Genomic DNA, 23,556 nt, shown 5'->3' with positions numbered 1-23,556 from the left:
GGCAGACTACGGCCAACAGGCCGCCGGCGGGGCCGTGCCCCGCAACGGCGCATCGGGATCGGACCACCGTCACAGTCGCCCGGGAGCGCCGGGCGCGGTGGTCACGGCGTTGCGAGCCGGTTCACCCGAAAGTGCCCGGCGACCGCCGTTCGCGACGTCGGGGTTGGACAGGCCCCGGTTGGTGCGCGCCCGCGTCGGGGACAGCGCCTGCCAACCCCACTACGGGTGTGCGGACGCGTGCGGTGCGCCACCCCGAACCCCGCGCTTGTACGAGCAGTACGTCCCGCCGCGCCGACAGGCCGTCGAAAAGCACGGGCTTGGCCGAACGCCGCAGTCGGTCCAGTCCCGGTTCCTGCCCGGTAGGACACCCGCGTCGACCAGCGCCGATGCCGGTTCCGGCGGTGGTCAGCACGCCCGCCGGGCCGCCGTGCACCAGGCCCCGGCAGTGCGCGGCGGTATGGGCTCGGGCGGACCGCACCGCGCCCGCTCGGCGCCGGTCGAGGGCGCGCAGGACCGGGCGCGTGGCTCGGGGCGGCCCTCGGCGGTGGCAGGCGGGTCGTCCACGTGCCGCGCCGCCCGGTCGTGGTCGGGGCGGGTCGAGCTGACCAGCCACAGCACCTGCGAGGCTTGCGCGATCGGGTGGGGGTCGCCATCGGTCACCGACCCGGCCCGCGCTCGGTGCGTGACGCGCTCGGGGCCGTGCTCCAGCCGGAACAGCACCCCCACCAGCGCGGCGAGCAGCGTCGCCCGCTGCGACCGGGTGGGCGCCGGGCTGTCCACGACGTGCCGCAGCAGGTCGGCGGCGATCAGCGGGGCCCGGTCGGCGACGGTGGTGTGGTGGCGCACCAGCCAGGCCACCACCCACTCGTCGGGCGTCGCCGGCTCGGCCACCAGGTGCTCGGCGACCCGCTCGACCGGGGCGCCCAGGCCCGCCAGCGCCTCGGCGGCGTGCCGGTGCAGCGCCGCCCGCACCGGCCGGGGGATGCCCTCGTACAGCGCCTGCCGCAGGTAGGGGTGGCGGAACGCCAGCTCGTCGCCCGCCTCCACGAGCACGGTGGCGCTCACCGCCTCCTCCACCACGCCGACCAGGTCCAGCGCCGAGCGCCCGGTGACCGCGCACAGCGCGTCGACGCCGAACGCCACGCCCAGCAGCGCGGCCGACCGCAGCACCTCCCGGGCGCCGGGCGACAGCGGGTCCAGCGTGCGGTCCACCGCGCCCAGCAGCGACGACGGCACCCGGTCGATCGCGTCCCGGTCCACCGCCGCCACGCCGTCGACCACCCGCACGGCCCGGTTGCGGACCAGGGCGCGCGCGACCTCGCGGGTGTAGAGCGGGTTGCCGGCGGTGCGGCGGGCGACCTCGCGCAGCACCTCGTCCGGCCGCCCGCCGACCACGTGCCCGACCAGCTCCTCCGCGTCCCGCGCCGCCAGCGGCCCCAGGGCGAGCACGTGCCCGTCCCGCGCCTCGACGCCGCGCCGCAGCCGGGCCAGCTCGCGGCGGCCCGGGTCGGGGCGGGTCGCCGCGACCAGCAGCAGCGGCAGCCGGTGGGTGGCGGCGGTCAGCCGGTGCCACATCAGCACGCTGGCCTCATCCGCCCAGTGCAGGTCGTCGATCACCAGCAGCAGGGGGCCGTCGGCGCAGACCCGGTCCACCAGGGCGAGCAGCCGGTCCACCGCGACCGGGACCGGGTCGGCGGGCCCCCAGCCGCCCGGGTCGACCCGGCGCCGGTCCGGCGAGGTCGGGCCGACGTCGAGGCAGTCCACGACCACCTGGAGCGGGAACCGCCCGCCCAGCTCGTCGGCGACCGCCCAGCCGACCTGGCAGCCGCGCCGAGCCGCGTCCGCCAGCGCCACGGTCAGCAGCTCGGACTTGCCGATGCCCGCCTCGCCCTCGACCCACACCGGCGCGCCACGGCCGGCGAGCACGTCGGTGACCAGGTCGCGCAGCAGCGCGGTCTCCTGGTCCCGGCCGACGAACACCCCGACCTCGACGTCGCCGGCCAGCACCTTCGCCACGTGCGGCGGCACGGAGAGCAGGCGACGGGGCGCTCCCGCGTCGCGCGGCCGGTCGGCGGTCGGTGGCTCGGGTCGGCGATGTGGTTCGGACCGGTGGTGCGGCGCGGGCCGGCGGTGCGGCGCGGGCTGGCGGTGCGGCTCAGGCTGGTGGTGCGGCTCGGGGGCGTGCGTCCGTCCGGGCTCCCGGCTCGGCGCCCCGGACGTGCCGGTGACGATCCGCTGGTACAGGTCCCGCAGCGCCGGCCCCGGCTCGACGCCCTGCCCGTCCACCAGCGCCCGGCGCGCCTCCCGGAACGCCTCCAGCGCCTCGGCGTGCCGACCCGACCGGTCCAGGGCCAGCATCAGCACCTCCCACAGCGACTCGTGCCACGGGTGCTCGCCGACCAACCCGCTCAGCTCGGCCACCACCTCCCGGTGCGCTCCCAGCTCCAGCGCCGCCCGCGCCCGCATCTCCAGCGCGCCGAGCCGCAGCTCGTGCAACCTCCGCCGCTCGACCTCGGCGAACGGCCCCGGCACGCCGGAGTACGCCTCGCCCCGCCACAGGCCCAGCGCCCCCTCCAGCGCGGCCTGTGCGGCGCGGTGCTCGCCCGCGTCCACCAGCAGCCTGGCCTCGGCCCTGGCCCGGTCGAACACCGCGGCGTCCACCGCGCCACCGGCCAGCCGCAGCGAGTAGCCCGAGGTCCGCGACACCAGGACGTCCCGCGCCGCGCCGAGCGCCCGCCGCAACCCGGACACGTAGGTGTGCAGGCTGCCGACCGCGCTCGCCGGCGGCGCGTCGCCCCACAGGCCGTCGACCAGCTCGTCCCGGGAGACGAGCCGGTCGGCCCGGGCCGCCAGCAGCCCCAGCACCGCCCGTTGGCGGGCGGGCCCCAGCACCAGCTCGTCCTCGCCGAGCCAGGCGCGCACCGGGCCCAGCACGCTCACCCGCACCCCGTCACCAGGCATCCCGATCCCCGATCCACCGTGATCCGCTCGTCGGTCCAGGCACGGCGCTGCCCCGGTTCCGGTTCACGGTTCAGGGGTCGTTCACCCGGCCGGCGGATGCGGTCGGCCGATCGCGGGGCCGCGCGAGGCAGAACAGGGGTAAGTACGGGCAGACCGGGCCGCCTGGGCTTCACCTCACCGCGCGCCGTGTGGTGGGGTCGGAGCACATCCCCGGTACGGGGGCAGACCTGGGGGGTCGGGACCCAAGCGGTGACCGGTACCCGCGCGGAGGGTGCGATGGACGTGCGGTCCGATGGCGAGATGGGCGGTCCGGGACGCGCGGCCCCTCCCGAGCGGTTCGCCGGCGACCTGTTCCTCCAGCTCGCCCGACGGGGGTGGCTGGTCCTGGAACCCGCCCAGGCGCAGGGCGTGATCGGCGAGCTGGAGCGGACGCTGGACGAGGTGCGGTCGCGGCTGCGCAAGCTGGAGCTGTCGCGCAGGCTGCGCGACGCCTCCGGCGGCCACGTCGCGCCCGACGTGGACCGGCTCGTGGTCGACGCGGTGTTCGCCGGGCAGCTCAACTCCGACAACTGGGAGCAGGCGCTGGTCGAGCTGCCCAAGTACATCGAGGCCCTGCGGATCGCGGGCCGCAACGCCGGGCGCTCGCGGTGACACCCCCGGGCGCTCCCGGACCGCCCGGTCCCGGGCCGGACCTCGGCGGGCTCGACCTGTGCGCCGAGCTGTCCGCCGCGGGCGCGGAGCTGCGCCACCAACTGGTGCGCGGCGACCACGACGTGGCCGACCTGCTCGGCGCCTGGATCGACACCCTGCTGGACGAGTGGAACCGCCGCCGCGACTGATCGCGCCCGACCGGCCTGCCGCCTGCCGGAACTCAAGCGTGGGCGGAAGTGGTCGCCGAAGCGTGGAAGATCGCGGGTTGGCGGTGTCGTCCGCGCGGGACGGCGCTCGGCCCGACCGGTCCGCCGCTTGCCAGGACCCGAGCGTGGGCGGAAGTGGTAGCCGAGGCGCGGAGGGTCGCGGGTTGGCGGTGCTGTCCGCGCGGGCGGTGCCCGGCTCGCCGCCTGCCGGTACCCGGCCGTGGGCTGACCGACGAGCACGAGGCCCCGCCTCGGGAGGCGGGGCCGATCCGGCGTCCGGTCACTGCCGCGGCACGTCCGCGAGCGTCCCGCTGACGTTGAGCAGCTGCAGGCAGTTCGGCGCCTGCTGACCGCTGGCCGGGGTGCCCGGCCGGGCGCAGCTGACGGTCGCGCTCACCGAGCTGTTCTCCGGCACGTCGATCGGCGTCACCCAGTGGTAGTCCTGGTTGCGGAAGGTCTCCAGCGCGATCGTGGTCACCGTGCGCTCGCCGAAGACGATGGTCAGCACGCCCTCGTCGCCCTGGTGGTTGGCCAGCACGAGGTCGGTGACGCGGAAGACCTTCCCGGCGGGCACGACGTAGCTGCCGGTGCCCTGGTCGCCGGTGTTGGTGCGGACCTCGACGGTGCTGGAACTCTGCTCGCCGCCTCCGACGGTGTCGCCCTGCCCCGGTTGCTGCCCTGGTTGCTGTCCCGGCTGCTGACCGCCCGGCGGCTGCTCGCCACCCTGCTGCGGCTGGGTCGGAGTGGCGGCGGCCTGCTTCTCGCCGACCTCCACCAGTTCCTCGGCCCGGTCGTCGGCGGCCTCGCGGGCGGCGCTCTGCACCGCCGGGCGCACCAGCAGCAGCCACGCCAGCAAGAGGGCCAGCAGCAGCGCCAGCAGCGCCAGCAGCCACTTGGGGAACACCGGCAGCTGGAGGAGTTCGCCCTCCAGCTCCTCGACCCGGGTGGTCTCGCCGGAGGCGGGCGTCACCGAGGCGGGCGCCGCGTCGGCGGTGGACGTCGCGGTCAGCCGCACCGGCCAGGACAGCGGCGAACCGAACCACAGCACCTTGCCGACGCGCGCCCGCACCGGCAGCTCCACCCGCACACCGGGATCCACCACCGCCGACTCCGCGGGCACGGTCACGTGCAGCTGGTCGTCGGCCTCGGCCGCGAGCAGGGCCACCGCGATCGGCGTGTTGCCGTCGTTGCGGACCTCGACGTGGAACCGCGCGCTGCGCCAGGCGCGTCGGCGTTCGGGCACCAACTCGGCGTGCTGCTGGAGGAACGGCTCTACGACGACCGCGGTCTCGGATACCACCGCGGTCTCGGGGCGCTCCACCGGCAGCACGCGCACGCCCAGCGGCACCTCGCCCGCGCGCACCTCCGGCGACCGCGGCGGCCGGAGCCGGACGGTCACCTGCTCGGACGTGCCGGGGTACAGCGAGAGCCGCGCGGGCTCGACCGAGGTCCACGGTGCGCACTCGCCCACCACCTCGAACTCGTACGCCTCGACTATGTCGCCGTCGTTGCGCACCGTCAGCTTGGTGCTCGCCTCCGAACCGGGTGTGACAACCACGGTCGGGAGACCGAATTCGGTCGTTGTGGTCACCGGTCGAACGGTAGGCAGGGCGGAACCCCTTGCGGCAGGGAGAAAAGGGCACACCGGGGGCAAACAAGTGCACCGGTGGCCCCTGATCCCACCACGGCCCGCACCGGGTGCGCAGGATGGTGGCACGGGGACCGCCGGCGCGGTCCCGTTCTCGCCAGGGGAGGCGGTCATGACGAGGATCCCGGTCGCGGTGTACGCCGAGGACCCGGTGCTGCGCACGGGTGTCACGCACCAGTTGCGCCCGCGGCCGGAGGTCGAGGTGCTGGACCCGCGCGAGCACGAACGCGCGCAGGTGTCGTTGGTGGTGGTGGACGAGGTGGACGACGCGGCGGCGTCGCTGCTGCGCCGGTTGCGGCGCTCGTCGGGCACCCGGACCGGGGTCGTCGTCGGCCGCTTCGACCAGGACGCGCTGCAGACCACCATCGACTGCGGCGTGGTGGCGGTGGTCCGCCGCGCCGAAGCCGACCAGGACCGCCTGGTGGCCACCGCCGTGGCGCTGGCCAAGGGCGAGGCGGTGCTGCCCGGCGACCTGCTCGGCAGGCTGCTGGACCACGTGAACCGGTTGCAGCGCAGCGTTCTCGACCCGAACGGGCCGACTCTGTCCACTTTGACCGGTCGTGAAGCGGACATGCTCCGGCTGGTGTCGGAGGGGTGCGACACCGCCGAGATCGCGACGCGGCTGTCGTTCTCCGAGCGCACGGTGAAGAACGTGCTGCACGAGGTGACCACCCGGCTCCAGTTGCGCAACCGCGCCCACGCGGTCGGTTACGTCATGCGCCACGGCCTGATCTGAGCCGCCGGACCGGACCCGTTGCCCGAACAGCCCCGGGGTCTTCCCCGGGACTGCCCTGCCGGGCCTGCCGGGCGCGCGCCGCACGCGGCGACGATCGCCTGCGACAGGCCCGCGACCGGAGGTGGATCCTTGTCCAGTAGGGCGCGTACCCGCACCCTCGCCGCGCTCGCGGCGGTCCTGGTGGCGTGCGGGGTGACCGCGGTGGTGCGTGGCGTCACCGACCCACCCGAGGCGTCCGGCCAGCCGGGCGAGCCGCCGGTGTCCGGCCGCATCGCCTACGCGGGCACCGGGCACCGCAGCATCGGCTACGCGGTGGACCCGCAGCCGGACCGGCTCGACCCGACCCTGCCCTGGACGGGCGAGGGACCCGCGCACCACGACGACCACGTGTCCGCCCGCGGCGACCTGGTGGTGTTCACCAGCCTGCGCGACGAGCCGCGGCCCCAGGTGTACGTGCGCGGCCCGGACGGCGGCGTGCGCAAGCTGACCGAGGGCCACGACGCGGCGCACCCGCAGCTGTCGCCCGACCTGCGGACCGTGGTGTTCGGCTCGCGCGGCGACCTGTGGCTGGTGGGGGTGGGCGGCGGCGAGCCGCGGCGGCTCACCGACACCGGGGCCGACGAGTCGTGGCCGACGTTCTCACCGGACGGCGCGGAGGTCGCCTACTCCGGTGATCGCGACGGCGGTCGCGAGGTCTACCGGGTGCCGGTGACCGGCGGGACCGGGACCAGGGTGACCGACGAGCCGGACGGCGACGCCGGCGAGCCCGCGTGGAACCCCGTCGACGGCCGCATCGCGTACACGCTCTGGACGGGCGACGTGCCGCAGGTCCGGGTGCTGACCGGGACCGGCGTCGGCGTCCCCCTGCTGGGCGGCGACCAGGCCGGGTGGCGCGGGCACTGGCCCGCGTGGCTGCCCGACGGTTCGCGCCTGCTGTTCCTGAGCCTCGACCAGACCTGCTCCTGCCAGGCCGACCCGAACGCGGTGAAGGTCTACCGGGCCGACACCGCGCCGGGGCTGCCGCTCACCGCCGTGCCCGACCTGCTGCTGGGCGAGAACCGGCATCTCAGCTCGCCGACCTGGCAGCCGGACGGCGCCGGACCGCGGCTGCTGGTCTCCCGCACCAGCGCCCCGACCTGGTTCACCGCCACCCTCCAGGACGTCCGCCCCGACGGCTCCGACCCGCGCGACCTCGGCGTGCCGGTGCTGCGCGAGGACCCCGGCGCGGTCGACGACCCCAACCTGCTGTTCCACCCCCGCCCCGGCTTCGACCCGTGGGCGCACCGCCAGTCGTACTCGCCGGACGGGCGGCAGATCCTGCTGAGCCGGTTCGAGGACGAGGGCGACCGGCGGGTGCAGCGGCTGTGGCTGGTCGACGCCGACGGGGGCAACCCGCGCCGGGTGCCCGTCGCGGACCGGCAGCCCGCCGACTGGGAGTTCGACGCCGCCTTCTCGCCGGACGGCAGGTTCATCGCCTTCGCCCGCCGCTCGCCCGGCGGGGTGCGGCCGGACGGCTCGGCGAGCCGGGTCGTGGTCGTGGAGGCCGCCACGGGCGCGGTGGCGGGCGTGCTGCGACCGCCGCCCGAGGTCGCGGACCAGGAGGACACCCAGCCGTCCTGGTCGCCGGACGGCGGCACGCTCGCGTTCACCCGCGGTCTCGTCAGCGACGGCCCGACCGGGGAGGTGCGCGACAACCACGTCTGGACCGCGCGGGCCGGGGCGCTCGACCGGCAGCGCGACCTGAGCGCGCTGGTGTGCGGCGGCGACTGCCCGGTGACCGACGACAGCCCGGTGTTCAGCCCGGACGGGCGCGAGCTGGTGTTCAACCGCGAGTTCGACGGCCTGCTGCGCGTGTCGTTGGCGGACCTGGGCTGCGAGGTGCTGCTCGGCGGCGGCACGTGCGCCGCGCCGGTGACCAACCCGGCCGGTCCGTTCCAGCCGCGTGACGCCGCCTACGCGCCGGACGGCCGGATCGCGCTGACCACCCGGCGGGCGGGCGACGCCAGGTCGCCGGAGGAGTTGGCCGTGCTCGACCCCGACACCGGTGTGCTGGACCGGATCACCACCGACCTGCCCGGCAGGCAGAAGGAGCCGACCTGGCAGCAGTCGGTCGACCTCGCGGTGGACGCGCCACCCGCCGCGTCGGTCGACGTCGGCGTGACCACGCCGGTCACCGCGACCGTGCGCAACCGGGGTCCGGCGGCGTCGCCGGGGACTGTGCTGACCGTGGCCGTGCCCGGCGGGCTGCGGTTGGTCGGGCTGCGGGCGTCGAGCGGCGCGTGCGCGGCCGAGGAGCTGCGCTGCGACCTCGGCGTGCTCGACCCCGGCGCGTCGGTCGGGGTGGTGGCCGACGTGGTCGGCGCGACGCCCGGCGAGCACCGGCTCGACTGGTCGGTGACCGGAGCGGTGCTGGACGCGCTGCCGACGGACAACGCGGACGAGACCGTGCTGACCGTCGGCGAGCCGCCCACCACCACGCCGCCCACCACCACGCCGCCGACCACGACCACCGCGCCGCCGACCACGACCGCGCTGCCGCCGCCCCCGCCCGTCGCGCCGGCGGGTCCCGCGCTGGCCGTCGCGGTCCGGCCCGGCCCGTCCTACGTGGGCGGCCGGGCGGTGGTGACCTACACCGTGCGCAACGGCGGCGGCGCGCTGGCGACCGGGTTGCGGTTGGACCTCCTGCTGCCCGAGCGGGTGCCGGTGGCGACCCTGCCGCCGGGGTGCGCGCCGACCAGCTGCGCGCTGCCCGACCTGCCGGTGGGCGCCACCCAGGTCGTGCAGGTGGTGCTCGCGCCCAACGCGGCGGTGCGGACCGAGGTTCGCGGCGTGCTGCGGACCACGGGCACCGACGCGAACCCGGCCGACAACACCGCGGCCGCGCCGATGACCGTGCTCCAGCCGCGGATCGTGGCCGTGCCGCCGATCGGCGAACCGGGGTTCGTCACGTCGGTGCGCGGCGAGGACTTCCCACCCGGCGCGCCGGTCGCGCTGACCTGGAACCCCGGCATCACCGCCGCCGCCGCGCCGACGGTCCCGCGCGGGGACGGCCGGTTCACCGCGCAGCTGCTGATCCTGGCGAAGGACCGGACCGGGCCGCGCACGATCACCGCGACCGGTCCCGGCTTCGGCCCGGTCACCACGCCGTTCCTGGTGGTGGCCGCGTCCATCGGGCCGCCGGACATGGTGGCGCGCAGGTGAGGCCCACGACGACGAGGAGGAGGCGCCCGTGATCCACGAGGTGGACGAGGCGATCCGGCGGATGCTGACGGCCGCGGGCGTGCCGGGCGGCGGGGGCGAGCTGTCGTTCGACGCGCCGACCAAGGACTGGTCCGCGCGGCGGAACGCGCCGACGGTCAACGTGTTCCTGCACGACATCCGCGAGGACGTGCTGCGGCGGCACGCGGGCGGGGTGGAGGTCCACGACGACGAGGACGTGCTGATCGGGTGGCGCGGCCCGGCGCGGTGGTTCGAGCTGGCCTACCTGATCACGGCGTGGACCAACCGCCCGCAGGACGAGCACCGGCTGCTGTCGGAGGTGCTGGCGAGCCTGGTGCGCGTCGAGCGGATGGCGAACGAGTGGCTGACCGGGTCGCTGGCCGAGCTGGGGCTGGGCGTGCTGCTGAACTCGGCCCAACCGCCGGACGGGCGGGCGACCTCGGAGATGTGGTCGGCGCTGGGCGGCGAGCTGAAGCCGTCCATCGACCTCAAGATCATCGCGCCGCTGGCGGGCGAGTGGACGCCGGCCGGGCCGCCGGTCACCGAGGGCGTGGTGCTGGAGGTCTCGTCGGAGGCGGAGGAGACGCCGCGGCGGTTGCGCTACGACGGACCGACGACGTCGGGGGGCGCCGGGTTCGCGACGAGCAGGCCCAAGCCGCCCGCCGGGGGACCCAGGCGGCGCAGGGGAGGGCTGATCCGGTGACGGGCGCGGTGGAACAGGGGGTAGAGGCGGCGCGCGAAGCCGACCTCGTCTACCTGTGGGCGCGGCTGGGCGCGGTCGAGCGGCGGGTCCGGCGGGCCGTGGACGAGGCGCTGAGCGCCGACCCCGACCCGCACGACCCCTACCGCGGCCTCTACCTCACCGACGAGGCCGTGCGGCGCGTCCTGGACTCGCCCCGGCGGCCCCCGGACCTCCCGCCGGAGGACCGGCTCGCCCTGGAGCGGTGCGCCGCCGCCGTCCCCCCACCAGGTCCCCGGCTGACCACCCTGGCCGACGACTTCGGCCTCGGCCCGCTGGACGTGGAACTGCTGCTGGTGGCGATGGCGCCCGACGTGGACGCGCGCTTCGAGCAGCTCTACGGCTACCTGAACAACGACGTGCTGCGCCGCCGGGCGACGGTGGACCTGGCGCTGCGGCTGTGCGGCGAGCCCGCGGCCGGGCCCGGACGCTTCCGCCTCGCCGCCACCGCGCCCCTGGTCGCGGGCGGCCTGGTCGAGGTGCTGGAACCCACCGCGCCCGCCCTGTCCCGGGTGCTGCGCGTGCCCGACCGGGTGGTGGCGCACCTGCTGGGCCACGACGTGCCCGACCCGGTGGTGACCGGCCTGGCGCGCGTCGTGCCCCGGGGCGACGCGCCGGTGGACGGGCTGGCCGCGCGCCTGGGCGAGGGGCTGCGGACCGGGGTCGGCCTGGTCCACCTGCGCCACGGCGGCGGTGGGGGCGCCACCGTGGCGGTCCCGGCCCTGGCCGCGGCCGGTCGGGGCGCGGTGGTGCTCGACGTGGTCGCGCTGGCCGACCGGGAGCACCCCGGGCTGGCCGAGGTGGTGCGCGAGGCCCGGCTGCGCGGCGCCGGCCTGGTGCTCGGGCCGCTGGAGGAGCTGGTGCCCGAGCGGGTGCGGCTGCTGCGCGAGTTCCTGGTGCTGGCGGGCGACCTGCCGGTGGTCCTGCACGGCACGAGGCACTGGGACCCGACGTGGACCCCGCGGCCCGTGGTGTCCGTGCCGGTGCCGCCGCCGCTGCCCGGCGACCGGGCCGCCTGGTGGACCGGCGCGCTCGGCGGCGAGCCCGCGTTCCTGCCCGAGCTGGCCGGTTACCGGCTCGACGCGGAGGGCGTCGAGCGGGTGGCGGCCGTCGCCACCCGCCTGGCCGTCGTGGACCGCCGTCCGGTCGACCTGGACCACGTGCGGGCCGGGGTGCGGGCGCAGAACGGCGCCGGGTTGGACCGCCTGGCCCGGCGGATCGTGCCCGCCGTCGGCTGGGACGACGTGGTGCTGCCCGAGCAGACCCGCGACCAGCTCGCCGAGCTGGTCGTGCGGGCCCGGCACCGCGAGCGCGTGCTGGGTGAGTGGCGGATGCGCCCCGGCGGCGGTCGCGGTCGCGGCGTGGTGGCGTTGTTCGCGGGCGAGTCGGGCACCGGCAAGACGATGTCGGCCGAGGTCGTCGCGTCCGAGATCGGCATGGACCTGTACGTGGTCGACCTGTCCACGGTGGTGGACAAGTACGTCGGCGAGACGGAGAAGAACCTGGAGCGGATCTTCACCGAGGCTGCCGGCGTGCACGGGGTGCTGCTGTTCGACGAGGCCGACGCCGTGTTCGGCAAGCGGTCGGAGGTGCAGAGCGCGCACGACCGTTACGCCAACGTCGAGTCCGCGTACCTGTTGCAGCGCATGGAGTCCTTCGACGGCATCGCCGTGCTCACCACCAACCTGCGGTCCAACGTGGACGAGGCGTTCACCCGGCGCATCGACGTGATCGCGGACTTCCCGGTGCCCGACGCCGAGCAGCGCTCGGCACTGTGGGATCGCTGCCTGGGCGCCGCGCTGCCCCGTGCCGACGACCTGGACCTGGGGTTCTGCGCCGAGCGCTTCGAACTGGCCGGCGGGTCGATCCGCGCGTGCGCGGTGACAGCGGCTTACCTGGCTGCCGCCGCCGACCGGCCGGTGACCATGGCCGACGTCATGACGGCGATCCACCGGGAGTACCGCAAGCTGGGGCGGCTCGTGCTGGCGAGCGAGTTCGGGCCCTGGCTGGCGCGGGTGGGGTGACCGCGCCGGGGCCCGGCGGTCCGGCACGCGCGCACCGCTCCCGACCCGCCCACCGGCAACCCCGGTGGGCGGGTCGAGGCGTTCAGCGCCGACGCCTGGCCGGGTTCTTGCCCTTGCCCACGTAGGTCTCCTCCACCTCGTCGTCGGATTCCTCGACCCGGGCCGGCGGCTCCTCGTCGACGTCCATGGCGTCCGGTTCGGCCTGCCGCGCCCCGGAGGACTGCCCGACCTGGAACCGCACGTTCGGGGGCAGCGGGCGCACGTCGCCGTGCTCGAAGTCCCAGAAGAACTGGGCGCCGCTGGGGTGGGTGTAGAAGTGCTGCCCGCTCTCGTCGACGTGGTGCTGGAGGCCGCGGACCTCCGGGTGCTCGCGGTCGTCCTCGGTGCCGCCCATCTCGACGTCCTCCTCCACCGGTTGCGCGGCCTTGGCGTCCTCCGCCTTGGGGTTGAGCACCTTGAAGGTCCGGTTCAGGTGCTGCTTGAGGGCGTCGGAGGTCTTGAGCGCCCTGGCCATGCTCGGCACGGTGTACTCGCGGCGGAGGTCGGCGATCAGCTGACCGAGGGCGTGCGGGATCTCCTGCGGCTTGATCCCGTTCACCTCGGGCGCGCTCTCCCACGTCTCGTAGAAGTCGACCTCGCGCATCTTGGCCTCGATCCTCTTGCGGCCGTCGGCGTCGAGCGGCTTGCCCTTCTTGAACGCGCCCTTGCCACGCGGCTTCTTCTCGGCGGGATCGGCCTTCCGGCCGCGCTGCGGCATGCGCTTCATGCCGGGGTCGGCGACGCGGTTGTCCCGCTTCTCGTGCCCGGTGGTGCCCAGGATGAGCCGGCTGATCGTGCCGGGCCCGGCCCCGGTGGCCTGCTGGATCTCCCGCTGCGAGACCGGACCGCCGAACGTCGGCGGCCTGCGGGTGTAGTAGCGGAACACCAGCGCCTGCGTGTCCCGGTCGCCGAACAGCCACACCTGCCGGAGCAGCAGCGCGTCGTCCGCGCTGAGCAGGTCCTGGGCACGGCGCCCGGCGTTCACGGTCCGGCTGCCCTTGCCCACCTTCCGGCCGCCGTCGTCGGCCTTGTACTCGAAGAGCTCGCGGTCCGAGGTGTGGTAGACCTCCTCGTCGTCCGAGTCGGTGAGCCTGCCCTCGCTGGCGGAGTCGGTCCGGTAGCCGCGCCCGCCCGCCCGCTCGGCGGGGATGCGGATCTCGGGGCCGTTGTTCTCGACCGCGTCCGCCGGAGCGCCCTGCCACGCCAGCGCCGAGGTGCTGACCGCGCCACCGCGCTCCGGGTCGATCATCTCCCTGATGTACTCGTGGTAGCGCGGGTCCTCCACCACGTGGCGCAGGTGGGCCTTCAGGCCCTGCACGGAGCTGGCGTAGTAGAACCCGTAGTTGGGGTTGAAGTCGAGGTTGCCGAACCCCACGACGTCGCGGTAGTACCGCAGCGCCGCCGCGCAGCCCATGCAGGGCCGGTACCGGCCCGAGATGGCGAGGGGGCCCTCGGCCTCCTCGGGCTTGAGACCGGCCCGGTGGATGGCCACGAGGAACTTCTGCTCGGCGTGCATCCGCTTGGGCTTGCGCCTGCCCGCCTTGTCGCCCTTGCGGTACGTGCCGTCGGTCTCGTCGAAGCGGAGCATGATCACCGAGCCCGCGTGCTCCGGCGCCGTGAGCAGTTCGCGCATGGTCGGCGACGCGGCGTCGACGACCACGACCGGCCTGCCCGTGCTGTTGCGCATGGCCTCGGCCGTGGCGTCGTCGCCCATGCCGCGCAGCTCCTGGAAGGCCGCCATGACCTTCGTCTCGGCGCGGTCGAGCCGCCCGAGGTACTCCTGCGCGTCGGCGGCGCGCAGGCCCTTCGTGCGGTCCTCGTCGTCCTGGTGGACCTCCACCAGGTCGCGCAGCGAGGCCATGTCCTCCCCGAACTCGACCTCCAGGTTGTCGATCGTGTCGTTGTAGTTCGAGGCGAACAGCAGCCGGTCGTTGATCAGCATGCCCTGGACCTCGCGCTCGTTGACCACCTCGATGTCCTCTTCGAGCTGCACCAGGTCGTCCTGGACGGCGCTCAGGGCGTCGTAGAGCAGGAAGCTGAGGTGGGACAGGGTCTGGGTGTCCCGCTCGTCGGCCATGTCGCGGGGGAAGCGCAACCGGGCCTCGTCGGTGGCCCGACCCTGCAGGCCGCCGCCGTACGCCTTCGTGTGCTTCTCGACCTCCGCGCCGATCTGCTTCACCGCGTCGGTCCTGCCCCTGGGCCTCGGCTCCTCCTCTTCCTCCTCCGAGGACGATTCCTCCGAAGAGGATTCCCTTGAGGACGATTCGGCGGACGAGGTCTCCCCGGAGGAGGAATCCTCCTTGACCACGCGCTGCACGCGCTGCTCGCCGCCCGCGCCGCCCGAGTGCGGCCCGGTGGGTCCGGCGAGGGCGGACGGGGCGCGTTCCGCGCCGGACCGGAAGGCCGCCCCGTCGGCCGCGGCGGACCGCTCCTCGGGATCGGTCTCGCTGCTGATGCTCAGGCCGGCGCCGTTGTCGGCGCCCGAGACCCGGCCCGCCCGCTGCTGCTTCACGTGCCCGGCCTCGTGGCCCAGGGTCTCGTCGTCGTCGGCGCCCCGACCCAGGACGATGTGGTCGCCGACGGTCAGGGCGCCGGCGCCGACCGCCGCGGTGGAGCGCTGGGCGACCGGACCGGTGTGCACCCGGACGGCGGAGAAGTCCTCCTGGTGGAACGCTTCCAGCTTCGCGCGCCGGGACGGCTCGATCGGCCGCCCCGGCGAGTTCACCGCCGCGTCCACCAGGGCGCGCTGGACGGTGGGCTCGTGGTCGCACGAGCCGTCGTGGACGTGCCGCTCCTCGGCGATGCGCCGGGCGACGACCCGGTTGCCGACGGAGCGCTGCAGCGCCGCCACCGCAGCGGGGTCCAGCGGACCCGAGTGGGCGGCGCCCGTCCGCCCGGCGGGCTCGGGTGACGGCCGGTGCCGGGCACCGGCCTTCTCGTCCGGCCGTTTCTCCTGTTCGCGCACGCGCACCTGCCTCGGTCGGGACTGGGGATGAGACCTCCCATCCTTCGCGCCCGACGCGGGGTCGCGGACCGTCGGCCGGTCACCGGCGGGGGCAGACGTGGTGTCGGATCGGGCAACGCGCGCCCCCCGTGCCCCTTCGGGCAACGCACTGCCCCCGACCGGGGTCCGCGGGACCTGCCCGGGCGCGGCGGACCGCAGCAGGCTGTTGGTGAACAGCCAGAGCCGGAAGACAGAGGAGCCGACCATGCCGCAGTACCTCTCACCGGGCGTCTACGTGGAGGAGGTCCAGTCCGGGGCGCGGCCGATCGAGGGCGTCGGCACCGCGGTGGCCGCCTTCATCGGCTTCGCCGAGCAAGGGCCCTTCCACCGGCCGACCCTCGTGGCGAACTGGAACCAGTACGTCCAGCTGTTCGGCGGTTTCACCGAGGACGCCTACCTGCCGCACTCCGTCTACGGCTACTTCGCCAACGGCGGCGGCGCGGCGTACGTGGTGCGCGTAGGCGGCGCGGCGACGGAGGCCGACGCCGAACCCGCCGTGCCCGCGCCCGCCGAGCTGGGCGGCCTGCACGTGGCGGCGCTGCCCGGAGCGGGCGACGACATCACGGTCGAGGTGGCCGACGCCGACGGCGAGAACCCGCCGGAGGACCGCTTCAAGCTGGTGGTCAAGCAGGGCGGCAAGGTGGTGGAGACCTACGACGCCTCCACGAAGAAGAACGTCAAGAACTACGTCGTCACGCAGGTGTCCGAGCGGTCCAAGCTGATCAGCGCCACCGAGCGGGCCAACGGCGCGCTGGCGCGCCCGGACAAGCAGCAGGTGGCGTTGCCCGCCGCGCCCGCGCCGTCGAAGGCGGTGGCGAAGCTGGACGCCCAGGAGTACCTGGGGGACCCGGACGCCCGCACCGGCATGGGCGGCCTGGAGAGCGTCGACGAGGTCACCATGGTGGTCGCACCGGACCTGATGAGCGCCTACCAGCGCGGGCAGATCGACCTGGAGGGCGTCAAGACCGTCCAGCTGGCGATGATCGCGCACTGCGAGCAGATGGGCGACCGGGTCGCGCTGCTCGACCCGCCGCCTGGGATGAACGCGCAGAAGATCCGCACCTGGCGCCGGGACGAGGCCAACTACGACTCGAAGTACGCGGTGCTGTACTACCCGTGGATCAAGGTCTTCGACCCGGTCAGGGGCCGCCCCGCCCTCGTGCCGCCCGCCGGGCACATCGCGGGCGTGTGGAGTCGCAACGACAACGAGCGCGGCGTGCACAAGGCGCCCGCCAACGAGGTCATCCGCGGCGTGGTCGACCTGGAGATCAACATCAGCAAGGGCGAGCAGGACCTGCTCAACCCGATCGGCGTCAACTGCGTGCGCTCGTTCCCGGGGCGCGGCATCCGCGTCTGGGGCGCGCGGACGCTGTCCTCCGACCCGGCGTGGCGCTACCTGAACGTGCGCCGGCTGTTCAACTACCTGGAGGAGTCGATCCTGCTGGGCACGCAGTGGGTGGTGTTCGAGCCCAACGACGACCGCCTGTGGGCCAGCATCCGGCGCAACATCACCGGGTTCCTCACCGAGCAGTGGCGCCGGGGCGCGCTGTTCGGCCGCACCCCGGCGGAAGCGTTCTACGTCAAGTGCGACCGGGAGAACAACCCGCAGGAGTCGATCGACCTCGGCCAGGTCGTGTGCGAGATCGGCGTGGCGCCGGTCAAGCCCGCCGAGTTCGTCGTCTTCCAGCTGTCGCAGTTCTCCGACAGCACCAGCCTCGTCAGCGAATGAGCCGCCCCGCGCGGGCGTGAACCAGAAAGGCGGCACCACCCATGGCAGAGGGCGATGCTCTTTCCACCCACATCTTCGGCGTCCAGCTGGGCGGGTTCACCGTCGAGTCGCTGCAGGAGGTCAGCGGGCTGACCGTCGAGGAGGACGTGGTCGAGGTCTCCCAGGTGACGGAGACCGGCAAACCGGTGCTGCGCAAGCAGCCCGGCGCGCAGAAGGGCGGCGAGGTGACGCTCACCCGGGGCCTGGACCAGAGCGTCACGTTCACCAACTGGCTCAAGGAGACCCTGGAGAAGGGCGCGGTCACGGCGGCCCGGCAGGACATCACCATCGAGGTCAAGGACACCGAGGGCAACACGGTCCGCCGCATGACGCTCTACCGCGCGTGGGCCAGCAAGTGGGAGGGCCCCTCGTTCAAGGCGGGCGAGTCCAGCGCCGCCACCGAGAAGGTGACCCTCGTGTTCGAGGAGATCACGGTCGAATGAGGCGGCGGACGATCGCGCTCGACCAGCTCGACGAGCTGGTCGACCCCAAGGACGAGTCGGAGCGGTCGGCGGCGCCGAGCGGGCGCGGCGGGCTGCGCACCGAGTTCGACTTCGAGCTGCCGCGCGGCTACGTGGACCCCGACGGCGTGCTGCACCGGCACGGCCGGATGCGCCTGGCCACGGCCCGCGACGAGCTGCGCCCGCAGATCGACCTGCGGGTCAAGGAGAACCCCGGCTACCTCAGCGTGGTGCTGCTCAGCCAGGTCATCACCCGGCTGGGCACCGTGCGCGAGGTGCACGCGGGGGTGGTGGAGCAGATGTACGCCACCGACATCGCCTTCCTCCAGGACTTCTACCGGCGGATCAACAGCGAGGGCCACACCCGGGCGGGCGTGTCCTGCCCGTCGTGCGGCGCCGCGTTCGAGGTCGACCTCGCGGGTGGTCGCCTGGGGGAATCGTGACGTACGCGGCCGACCGGCTGCTCGAAGAGGTCGCGTACGTGGCCTACCACTTCCACTGGCCGCGCGAGGAGATCCTCGACCTGGCGCACCACGAGCGCCAGAGCTGGGTCCGCGAGATCGCGCGCATCAACACGAGGGTGAACGAGGGGAGGTGACCCGATGGGGTTCTGGGACCGGTTGCGGCGCGGGAAGGTGGCCGAGGAGGAGCCTGAGGCCACGCGGGTCACCACCCCGTCACGCCCGGCTTGGGACGGCGGCTGGCGCTCCGTCCCGCCGTTGGCGGGGGTGGTGCAGCGCAGCAGCGTCGCGGTGGGGGACGGCCTGCGGTTCCGGGACGGGCTGGCTGCGTGGCGGGACCACCGGTTGGGCGGCGAGCTGGGCCACTCGGTGAGCATGAGTGCCCCGTCCGGGCTGATCGGCGGGGTGACCGGCCCGGAGGTGTCGGAGCGATCGCGCTACTCCGGCAACGGCCCGCTGCTCCTGGCTTGGCAGCGGGATTCCGGGGAGGTGGCGAGTCCTGCGGGCCCGCCACCGATGGTCCAGCGGAGCACCGCAGTCGACGGCCCGAAGCCCTCCCCCACGCCGCCCGTGGCACCTGCCTCACCGCCTGTGACGAGGAGGGCGACTACCGATAGGCCAACGCCTCCTGTGACACCGCCTGTGACACCGCCTGTGATGAAGGAGAGGGCAACTGCAGGTGGTGCACAGCTTCCTAGTGCACCGCTTCCTGCCGCACCGGCAGTGGTGGAAGGGCGGGCGATTCTCGGTGGGACAGCGCCTCCTCCCGCATCGTCTGCGGCGCGGGACCGGGCGGTGCCGTTTGTGATGCGGAAGGGTGCAGCCGCGAAACCCTCCTCCGCGCGGCCGACTGTGCAGCGGAGCGCGGTGGCTGACGGACCGAAGACCTCCGCGCCGCCCGTGGCCCAGGACAGTTCAGCTGAGCCTCAGCCGCCCGCGCCGCCGATGGTCCACAGGAGCGCGGTTGCCGATGAACCGAAGACCCCCACCCCGCCTCCCATGGTGCAGAGGAGGGCGGCCACCGCAAACGTTTCCGCCACGAACACCCCAGCCGCAAGAACTCCTGCCACGCAGACCTCACCCACGCAGACCTCACCCACGCAGACCTCACCCACGCAGACCTCAGCCACGCAGACCTCAGCCACACAGAACTCAGCCACACAGAACTCCACCGCGAAGCCCTCCACCTCCAACACCTCTGCTGCCTCTGCACCGCCTGCGGTGCAGAGGAGCGTGACCGCCGTAGCCGCTCCCCGGCCCCCGGACTCCGGCGCCACCCAGGCGGTCCAGCTGCACCCGGTCCGGCCCTCGCTGACGGTCGCCAGGCCATCGATGCCACCGGCCCGACCGCTTCCTGTGGTCGGGGCCGCGCCCGCGAAAACCACCGACACGCCGATCACCAGCCCTGGTGAACGGGCCGCACCGGTGCTCGGAGCGCCGTTGACGTCCCTGCCCCCGACCGCCTCCATCGCCGGGAGTCCTCCGGCGACACCGCCTGGCGGCAGGTCGACGCAGGCCGGACCGCCGGTGGTCCAGCGCAGCGCGACGCCGAAGCCCGAAGCGGCTGCTCGGCCCAGGCGGGGCACAGGTATCGGCGCACCCCTCTCGGAACTCCCGACCACAGCGGCCCTCCGGCCGCAGGGTGTGGGAACGCGCAGGCAGGCGGCTCCGGCGAGCCCTGAACAGGCGACCGGGACGGCGCGGAACACGTCCTCAGCGCCGGAAGCACCACCCCCGTTGGAAGTCCAGCGCGCAGTCACCACCACGCAGCCTGCTGCCGCCAATCCGGTCCGGCAACGGCTGCCAGTGGTGCCCGTGACCCGACTCCCTGTCAGCAAGACCACCGCCCAACGCTCAGCCGCCCCTCACCCCGCACCCACGACACGTGCAGCGCACCGCTCCACGCTTCCCCTGATCACCGAACGCCCCCTCACCACCAATACCGGCACGGGTCTGCCTCAGCCGGTGCAGCGCGCGGCGGCGCGGCCGGTGGTTCGGCCGCAGTGGCCCGGTGCCCGGCAAGCACCGACCGACACCGCGAAGCCGCAGAGGCCGGCAGACCGAAGCCTTCCCGCGACGAAAGCACACCGGTTCATCCGCTCGAACGCCGCGACACCAGCAGCGACACCAGCAGCGACACCGGCAGCGGCACCGGCACCGGCACAGGCACAGGCACAGGCACAGGCACAAGGCGCAGGGATGACCGTTCAGCGGCGCACCGGTGACCCGGAGGCTGACAGCACCCCCGAGCCCGTGGTGCGCCCGACCCCGCCCCGACCGCTCGCCGCCGGTCCCGAGCTCCCGCCCGTCAAGCACCCGCCGGTCAAGCACTCGCCCGTCAAGCACCCGCCGACACCCGCCCAGCACCACCCCCCGTCCGAGCCGACGATCCAGCGAGCTCCGGCCCGGAAGTCCGCCGCCCCGCCACCGGCCACCCACCCCACGCCACCGAAGCAGGCCCGGAAACCCACCCCCGACCAGACCAACCAGACCAACCAGACCGGGGAGCGCGGTGACGACGGCAGGCCCATGCCCGCCGTCGACCTGGACGACCTGGCCCGCAGGCTGCTCGACCCGGTCGGCAGGTTGCTGCGCACCGAACTGCGCCAGGGCCGCGAGCGCACCGGCAACCTGCACGACCGCCGCCGCTAGCCGGCCCCCACCAAGGAGCACCAGTGACCGACGACGTGTTCGCCAGCAGCGTCTTCTTCCGGCTGACCATCGCCGACGACGACCTCGGCATGTTCCACACCTGCGACGGTCTCGGCGCGCAGGTGGAGGTCGAGCAGTACGCCGAGGGCGGCAACAACAACTTCACCTGGAGCCTGCCCTCGCGCATCACCTGGTCCAACATCACGATGACCCGCCCGGTGACCGCCGACTCGGCCAAGGTCCTCAAGTGGTTCAACGAGGTCCTGAAGGAAGCCGACCGCGAGGACGGCGAGATCGTCGCCCTGGCCCCGGACCTCACCCCGATCGTCAGCTGGCAGGTGATGGGCATCATCCCGGTCCGCTGGCAGGGCCCCAGCTTCGACCCGAACCAGTCCCAGGCCGCCGTGGAGACGCTGGAGTTCGCCCACGAGGGCCTGCACGCGTCGGGCGACGACTGAGCGCGAGCGAGGAGAGCGGACCGTGGCACCGAAGTTCCAGGCCGGGGTCGCCAAGGCGGGCAAGGCCGTGGCGGCGCACTTCGGCTCCGGCCTCGTCAAGGCGCAGCTGGTGATCATGGAACCACCGGCGAAGAGCGGGGCCAAACCGGGCGCGCGGCTGGCGACGGCCAAGTTCCAGTTCAACCCCAACCGGCTCTCGCTGAGCAAGAGCGTCGAGTGGCGGCGCAAGCCGGCCCGGATGGCGGACCAGGCGTCGCTGCCGGAGTTCGTCGGCAGCGGGCCGCGGTCGTTGAGCGTGGACGTGTTCCTGGACGCGACCTCAGAGCACGACAACTCGGTGGAGGAGGGGGTGGAGAAGCTGATGATCGCCTGCGTGCCCACGAAGGCCAGCCTGCGCAAGAAGAAGCCCGCGAGCCCGTGGGTGCGCTTCGAGTGGGGCACCGCCAAGTCGGTGTCGTTCGACGGCGTGCTGTCCAGCCTGTCGGTCGAGTACTCGCTGTTCGACGTGGACGGCAGGCCGCTGCGGGCCACCTGCTCGCTGTCCATCGAGGAGGCGGGGGTCGGCACGCCCGGCCAGAACCCGACGTCCGGCTCGCGCGAGGCCCGCCGCACGCACCGGGTGGTCGCCGGGGACAGCCTGCAGCAGCTGGCGTGGCGGGAGTACGGCGACGCGACCGCGTGGCGGGTCATCGCCGAGGCCAACGACATCGACGACCCCATGGTCCTGGTGCCCGGCACGGAGCTGCTGGTGCCGGGCACCACGGGTGCAGCGGAGGAGGAACGGTGACCACGACGAACGCCCAGGGCGACAACTTCGCCGCCAGCGCGGTGATCAAGGTGGACGGCAAGGAGCTCCTGGCCGAGGCGAAGTACCTGGTCCGCTGCGTCGTGGACGAGAACGTCGGCTTGCCGGACAGCGCGGTGCTGACCTACCGGGACGAGAACAGGGAACTGCTCCAGGACGCGGGGGTCCGGATCGGCGGTCGGCTGGAGGTGGCGTTCGCGGCCTCCGCCGTGACGACGGCCGAACGGGTGTTCACCGGCGAGATCACCGCGCTGGAGATGGACCACGACGGCTCCGGCGTGTTCGTGGTGGTTCGGGCGATGAGCCGGGCGCACCGCCTGATGCGCGGTCGCAAGGTGCGGGCGTTCCGCAACATGTCCGCGTCGGCCGTCGTGCGGAAGGTCGCGCTGGGCGCCGGGCTGACCGTGGGCAGGCTGGACGTCGCCAACCTCACCTACCGGCACCTGAGCCAGGCGGGCGTGTCGGACTGGGACTTCCTCCAGGTGCTCGCCCAGGAGCACGACGCCGTGGTCCGGGTCGACGAGCGCGGGCTGCTGGAGTTCGTCAAGCTCACGCCCGCGAGCAAGGCGCCGAAGGCGTCGGCCTCGGACGACCCGCACGTGCTCAGCGGCAACACCCACTCGCTGCGCGCCGTGCTCACCACCGCCGACCAGGCCAACGGCGTCGAGGTGCGCAGCTGGGACGTCGCCACCAAGAAGGCGCTGGTGGCGGTGCAGCCCAACACCCCGAGCAAGACCGTCAAGCCGGGCCTCGCGGCGAGCGAGGCCAACGCGAACTTCCCCACGAAGGCGCCCCTGCTGGTCACCGACACCCCCTACCCCACCCAGGCCGAGGCGACCCGCGTGGCGCGCTCGCTGGAGGCGTCGACCGGCGCGGGCTTCGGCGAGCTGGAGGCCGTTGTCGACGGCAACCCCAAGCTCCGCGCGGGCGACCCGGTGACGCTGGCGCGCTACGGCGCCTACTTCGACGGCAGCTACACCGTGACCGGCGCGCGCCACGTGATCGAGGCCGAGACCGGCTACCGCACCACGCTGACGGTCAGCGCCTCCTACGACCGGTCGCTGGCGGGACTGGTGACCGGCGGCAACGCGCCCGCCCGCGGCCGGCGGATGCCCGGCCTGGCGACCGCGGTCGTCACCGACATCAAGGAGCCCGGCCGGGACCAGCGCGGCTGGGTGCGGTTGAAGTTCCCGTGGCTGGACGACACCTACGTCACCGACTGGGTCCGCACCGTGCAGTGGGGCGGCGCCGGCGGTGGCGGGGTGTTCAGCCCCGAGGTGGACGACGAGGTGCTGGTCGGCTTCGAGCAGGGCAGCCTGGACCGGCCCTACGTGATCGGCGGGCTCTACAACGGCGTCGACAAGCCCTCGCCGCACGGCCGCGCGCTGGTGGACCCGTTGCGCGGCAAGGTGAACCGCCGCTCGGTGTCGGCCCGCAACGGCAACCGGTTGGAGCTGCTGGATAGCCGGGCGTCGTCGGGGGTCCGGCTGGTCACGGGGGACGAGCGGCTGGAGGTCCTGCTGGACGACAAGCTGAACCGGGTCGACGTGTCCGTGCGCGGCCCGAAGGGCGCCGGGGTGCTCAGCTCGGTGACGCTCACCAGCACCGGCGCCACCATCAACGCCGGCCCGGGCTCCATCACGCTCGACAGCGCCGGGATCACCATCGACGCCGGCCTGGGCGTGCTCACGCTCAAGGGCGCCCTCATCAAGCTCAACTGACCA

General features: G+C 74.2%; 18 protein-coding genes and 1 pseudogene. 15 read left to right on the top strand and 4 right to left on the bottom strand.

Features of this window, described 5'->3' with window-relative positions; translation table 11 throughout:
- Positions 1 to 405 precede the first annotated feature (405 nt).
- Positions 406 to 2,961, bottom strand: coding sequence for a BTAD domain-containing putative transcriptional regulator (locus AB0F89_RS32390; protein ID WP_367129474.1), 2,556 nt, complete (start codon positions 2,959 to 2,961; stop codon positions 406 to 408).
- 276 nt (positions 2,962 to 3,237) lie between these two features.
- On the opposite strand from AB0F89_RS32390, the gene AB0F89_RS32385 reads away from it, so the two are divergent.
- Together AB0F89_RS32385 and AB0F89_RS32380 are read left to right on the top strand one after the other, a co-directional pair.
- Complete coding sequence (locus AB0F89_RS32385) at positions 3,238 to 3,612, top strand: hypothetical protein (protein ID WP_367129472.1); 375 nt, start codon at positions 3,238 to 3,240, stop codon at positions 3,610 to 3,612.
- Entirely contained in the window at positions 3,609 to 3,800 is a 192-nt protein-coding gene (locus tag AB0F89_RS32380) for a hypothetical protein (RefSeq protein WP_367129470.1), read from the top strand. The genes AB0F89_RS32385 and AB0F89_RS32380 overlap by 4 nt, the downstream gene beginning before the upstream one ends.
- A 298-nt stretch (positions 3,801 to 4,098) precedes the next feature.
- On the opposite strand, the gene AB0F89_RS32375 is transcribed toward AB0F89_RS32380, so the two are convergent.
- A complete protein-coding gene (locus AB0F89_RS32375) occupies positions 4,099 to 5,409 on the bottom strand; it encodes a hydrolytic protein (protein ID WP_367129468.1) in 1,311 nt (436 codons plus the stop codon).
- 169 nt (positions 5,410 to 5,578) lie between these two features.
- Between AB0F89_RS32375 and AB0F89_RS32370 the strand changes: the two genes are divergently transcribed.
- The 4 genes from AB0F89_RS32370 (at position 5,579) to AB0F89_RS32355 (ending at position 12,184) form a co-directional block, all read left to right on the top strand.
- The gene (locus AB0F89_RS32370) at positions 5,579 to 6,202 is read left to right on the top strand and encodes a LuxR C-terminal-related transcriptional regulator (RefSeq protein WP_367129466.1); all 624 of its coding nucleotides are present in this window, start codon (positions 5,579 to 5,581) and stop codon (positions 6,200 to 6,202) included.
- Between the two features lie 129 nt (positions 6,203 to 6,331).
- On the top strand, positions 6,332 to 9,403 hold the full coding sequence (locus tag AB0F89_RS32365; protein ID WP_367129464.1) for a hypothetical protein: 3,072 nt from the start codon (positions 6,332 to 6,334) through the stop codon (positions 9,401 to 9,403).
- A gap of 28 nt (positions 9,404 to 9,431) precedes the next feature.
- Positions 9,432 to 10,124 (top strand): DUF4255 domain-containing protein, encoded by a 693-nt coding sequence (locus AB0F89_RS32360; protein WP_367129462.1) that lies wholly within the window; start codon positions 9,432 to 9,434, stop codon positions 10,122 to 10,124.
- A gap of 8 nt (positions 10,125 to 10,132) precedes the next feature.
- A complete protein-coding gene (locus AB0F89_RS32355) occupies positions 10,133 to 12,184 on the top strand; it encodes an AAA family ATPase (protein ID WP_367129460.1) in 2,052 nt (683 codons plus the stop codon).
- A gap of 82 nt (positions 12,185 to 12,266) precedes the next feature.
- Here AB0F89_RS32355 and AB0F89_RS32350 read toward each other — a convergent pair whose 3' ends face one another.
- Positions 12,267 to 15,188 (bottom strand): DUF4157 domain-containing protein, encoded by a 2,922-nt coding sequence (locus AB0F89_RS32350; RefSeq protein ID WP_367129458.1) that lies wholly within the window; start codon positions 15,186 to 15,188, stop codon positions 12,267 to 12,269.
- Positions 15,189 to 15,432: 244 nt separating this feature from the next.
- Here AB0F89_RS32350 and AB0F89_RS32345 point away from each other — a divergent pair, with 244 nt between their 5' ends.
- From AB0F89_RS32345 to AB0F89_RS32330, 4 genes are read left to right on the top strand one after another with little or no spacing between them, the layout of a single operon-like run.
- Positions 15,433 to 16,956, top strand: coding sequence for a phage tail sheath family protein (locus tag AB0F89_RS32345; protein WP_367129456.1), 1,524 nt, complete (start codon positions 15,433 to 15,435; stop codon positions 16,954 to 16,956).
- 41 nt (positions 16,957 to 16,997) lie between these two features.
- Positions 16,998 to 17,438: a phage tail protein gene (locus AB0F89_RS32340; protein ID WP_233815714.1), complete on the top strand. Its 441-nt coding sequence runs from the start codon at positions 16,998 to 17,000 to the stop codon at positions 17,436 to 17,438.
- Complete coding sequence (locus AB0F89_RS32335; RefSeq protein WP_367129454.1) at positions 17,435 to 17,899, top strand: hypothetical protein; 465 nt, start codon at positions 17,435 to 17,437, stop codon at positions 17,897 to 17,899. Before AB0F89_RS32340 ends, AB0F89_RS32335 begins: the two co-directional genes overlap by 4 nt.
- The gene (locus tag AB0F89_RS32330) at positions 17,896 to 18,054 is read left to right on the top strand and encodes a DUF6760 family protein (RefSeq protein ID WP_176947121.1); all 159 of its coding nucleotides are present in this window, start codon (positions 17,896 to 17,898) and stop codon (positions 18,052 to 18,054) included. The genes AB0F89_RS32335 and AB0F89_RS32330 overlap by 4 nt, the downstream gene beginning before the upstream one ends.
- 789 nt (positions 18,055 to 18,843) lie before the next feature.
- On the opposite strand, the gene AB0F89_RS32325 is transcribed toward AB0F89_RS32330, so the two are convergent.
- Positions 18,844 to 19,104: a hypothetical protein gene (locus AB0F89_RS32325; RefSeq protein WP_367129453.1), complete on the bottom strand. Its 261-nt coding sequence runs from the start codon at positions 19,102 to 19,104 to the stop codon at positions 18,844 to 18,846.
- Between AB0F89_RS32325 and AB0F89_RS32320 the strand changes: the two are divergent.
- The 5 genes and pseudogenes from AB0F89_RS32320 to AB0F89_RS32300 all read left to right on the top strand — a co-directional run.
- Positions 19,033 to 19,329 (top strand): annotated as a pseudogene (locus AB0F89_RS32320) (hypothetical protein); the annotation flags it as partial. The gene AB0F89_RS32325 and the pseudogene AB0F89_RS32320 overlap by 72 nt on opposite strands.
- A gap of 787 nt (positions 19,330 to 20,116) precedes the next feature.
- On the top strand, positions 20,117 to 20,569 hold the full coding sequence (locus tag AB0F89_RS32315) for a hypothetical protein (protein ID WP_367129451.1): 453 nt from the start codon (positions 20,117 to 20,119) through the stop codon (positions 20,567 to 20,569).
- Positions 20,570 to 20,592: 23 nt separating this feature from the next.
- Positions 20,593 to 21,027, top strand: coding sequence for a phage tail protein (locus AB0F89_RS32310; RefSeq protein WP_367129449.1), 435 nt, complete (start codon positions 20,593 to 20,595; stop codon positions 21,025 to 21,027).
- A 22-nt stretch (positions 21,028 to 21,049) separates the two neighbouring features.
- Positions 21,050 to 21,814, top strand: a complete 765-nt coding sequence (locus AB0F89_RS32305) for a LysM peptidoglycan-binding domain-containing protein (RefSeq protein WP_367129447.1) — start codon at positions 21,050 to 21,052, stop codon at positions 21,812 to 21,814.
- The gene (locus AB0F89_RS32300; RefSeq protein WP_367129445.1) at positions 21,811 to 23,553 is read left to right on the top strand and encodes a VgrG-related protein; all 1,743 of its coding nucleotides are present in this window, start codon (positions 21,811 to 21,813) and stop codon (positions 23,551 to 23,553) included. The genes AB0F89_RS32305 and AB0F89_RS32300 overlap by 4 nt, the downstream gene beginning before the upstream one ends.
- The last annotated feature ends 3 nt before the right edge of the window (positions 23,554 to 23,556 follow it).

The organism is Saccharothrix sp. HUAS TT1 (assembly GCF_040744945.1).
GTDB lineage: Bacteria > Actinomycetota > Actinomycetes > Mycobacteriales > Pseudonocardiaceae > Actinosynnema.
Note: the sequence above shows the minus strand (reverse complement) of the source record. Positions and strands in the feature narration are given on the sequence as shown.

Coding starts and splice junctions, on each gene's coding strand:
- AB0F89_RS32390 (WP_367129474.1), bottom strand. CDS start 2,961: ATGCCTGGTGACGGGGTGCGGGTGAGCGTGCTGGGCCCGGTGCGCGCC.
- AB0F89_RS32385 (WP_367129472.1), top strand. CDS start 3,238: ATGGACGTGCGGTCCGATGGCGAGATGGGCGGTCCGGGACGCGCGGCC.
- AB0F89_RS32370 (WP_367129466.1), top strand. CDS start 5,579: ATGACGAGGATCCCGGTCGCGGTGTACGCCGAGGACCCGGTGCTGCGC.
- AB0F89_RS32345 (WP_367129456.1), top strand. CDS start 15,433: ATGCCGCAGTACCTCTCACCGGGCGTCTACGTGGAGGAGGTCCAGTCC.
- AB0F89_RS32340 (WP_233815714.1), top strand. CDS start 16,998: ATGGCAGAGGGCGATGCTCTTTCCACCCACATCTTCGGCGTCCAGCTG.
- AB0F89_RS32335 (WP_367129454.1), top strand. CDS start 17,435: ATGAGGCGGCGGACGATCGCGCTCGACCAGCTCGACGAGCTGGTCGAC.
- AB0F89_RS32315 (WP_367129451.1), top strand. CDS start 20,117: ATGACCGTTCAGCGGCGCACCGGTGACCCGGAGGCTGACAGCACCCCC.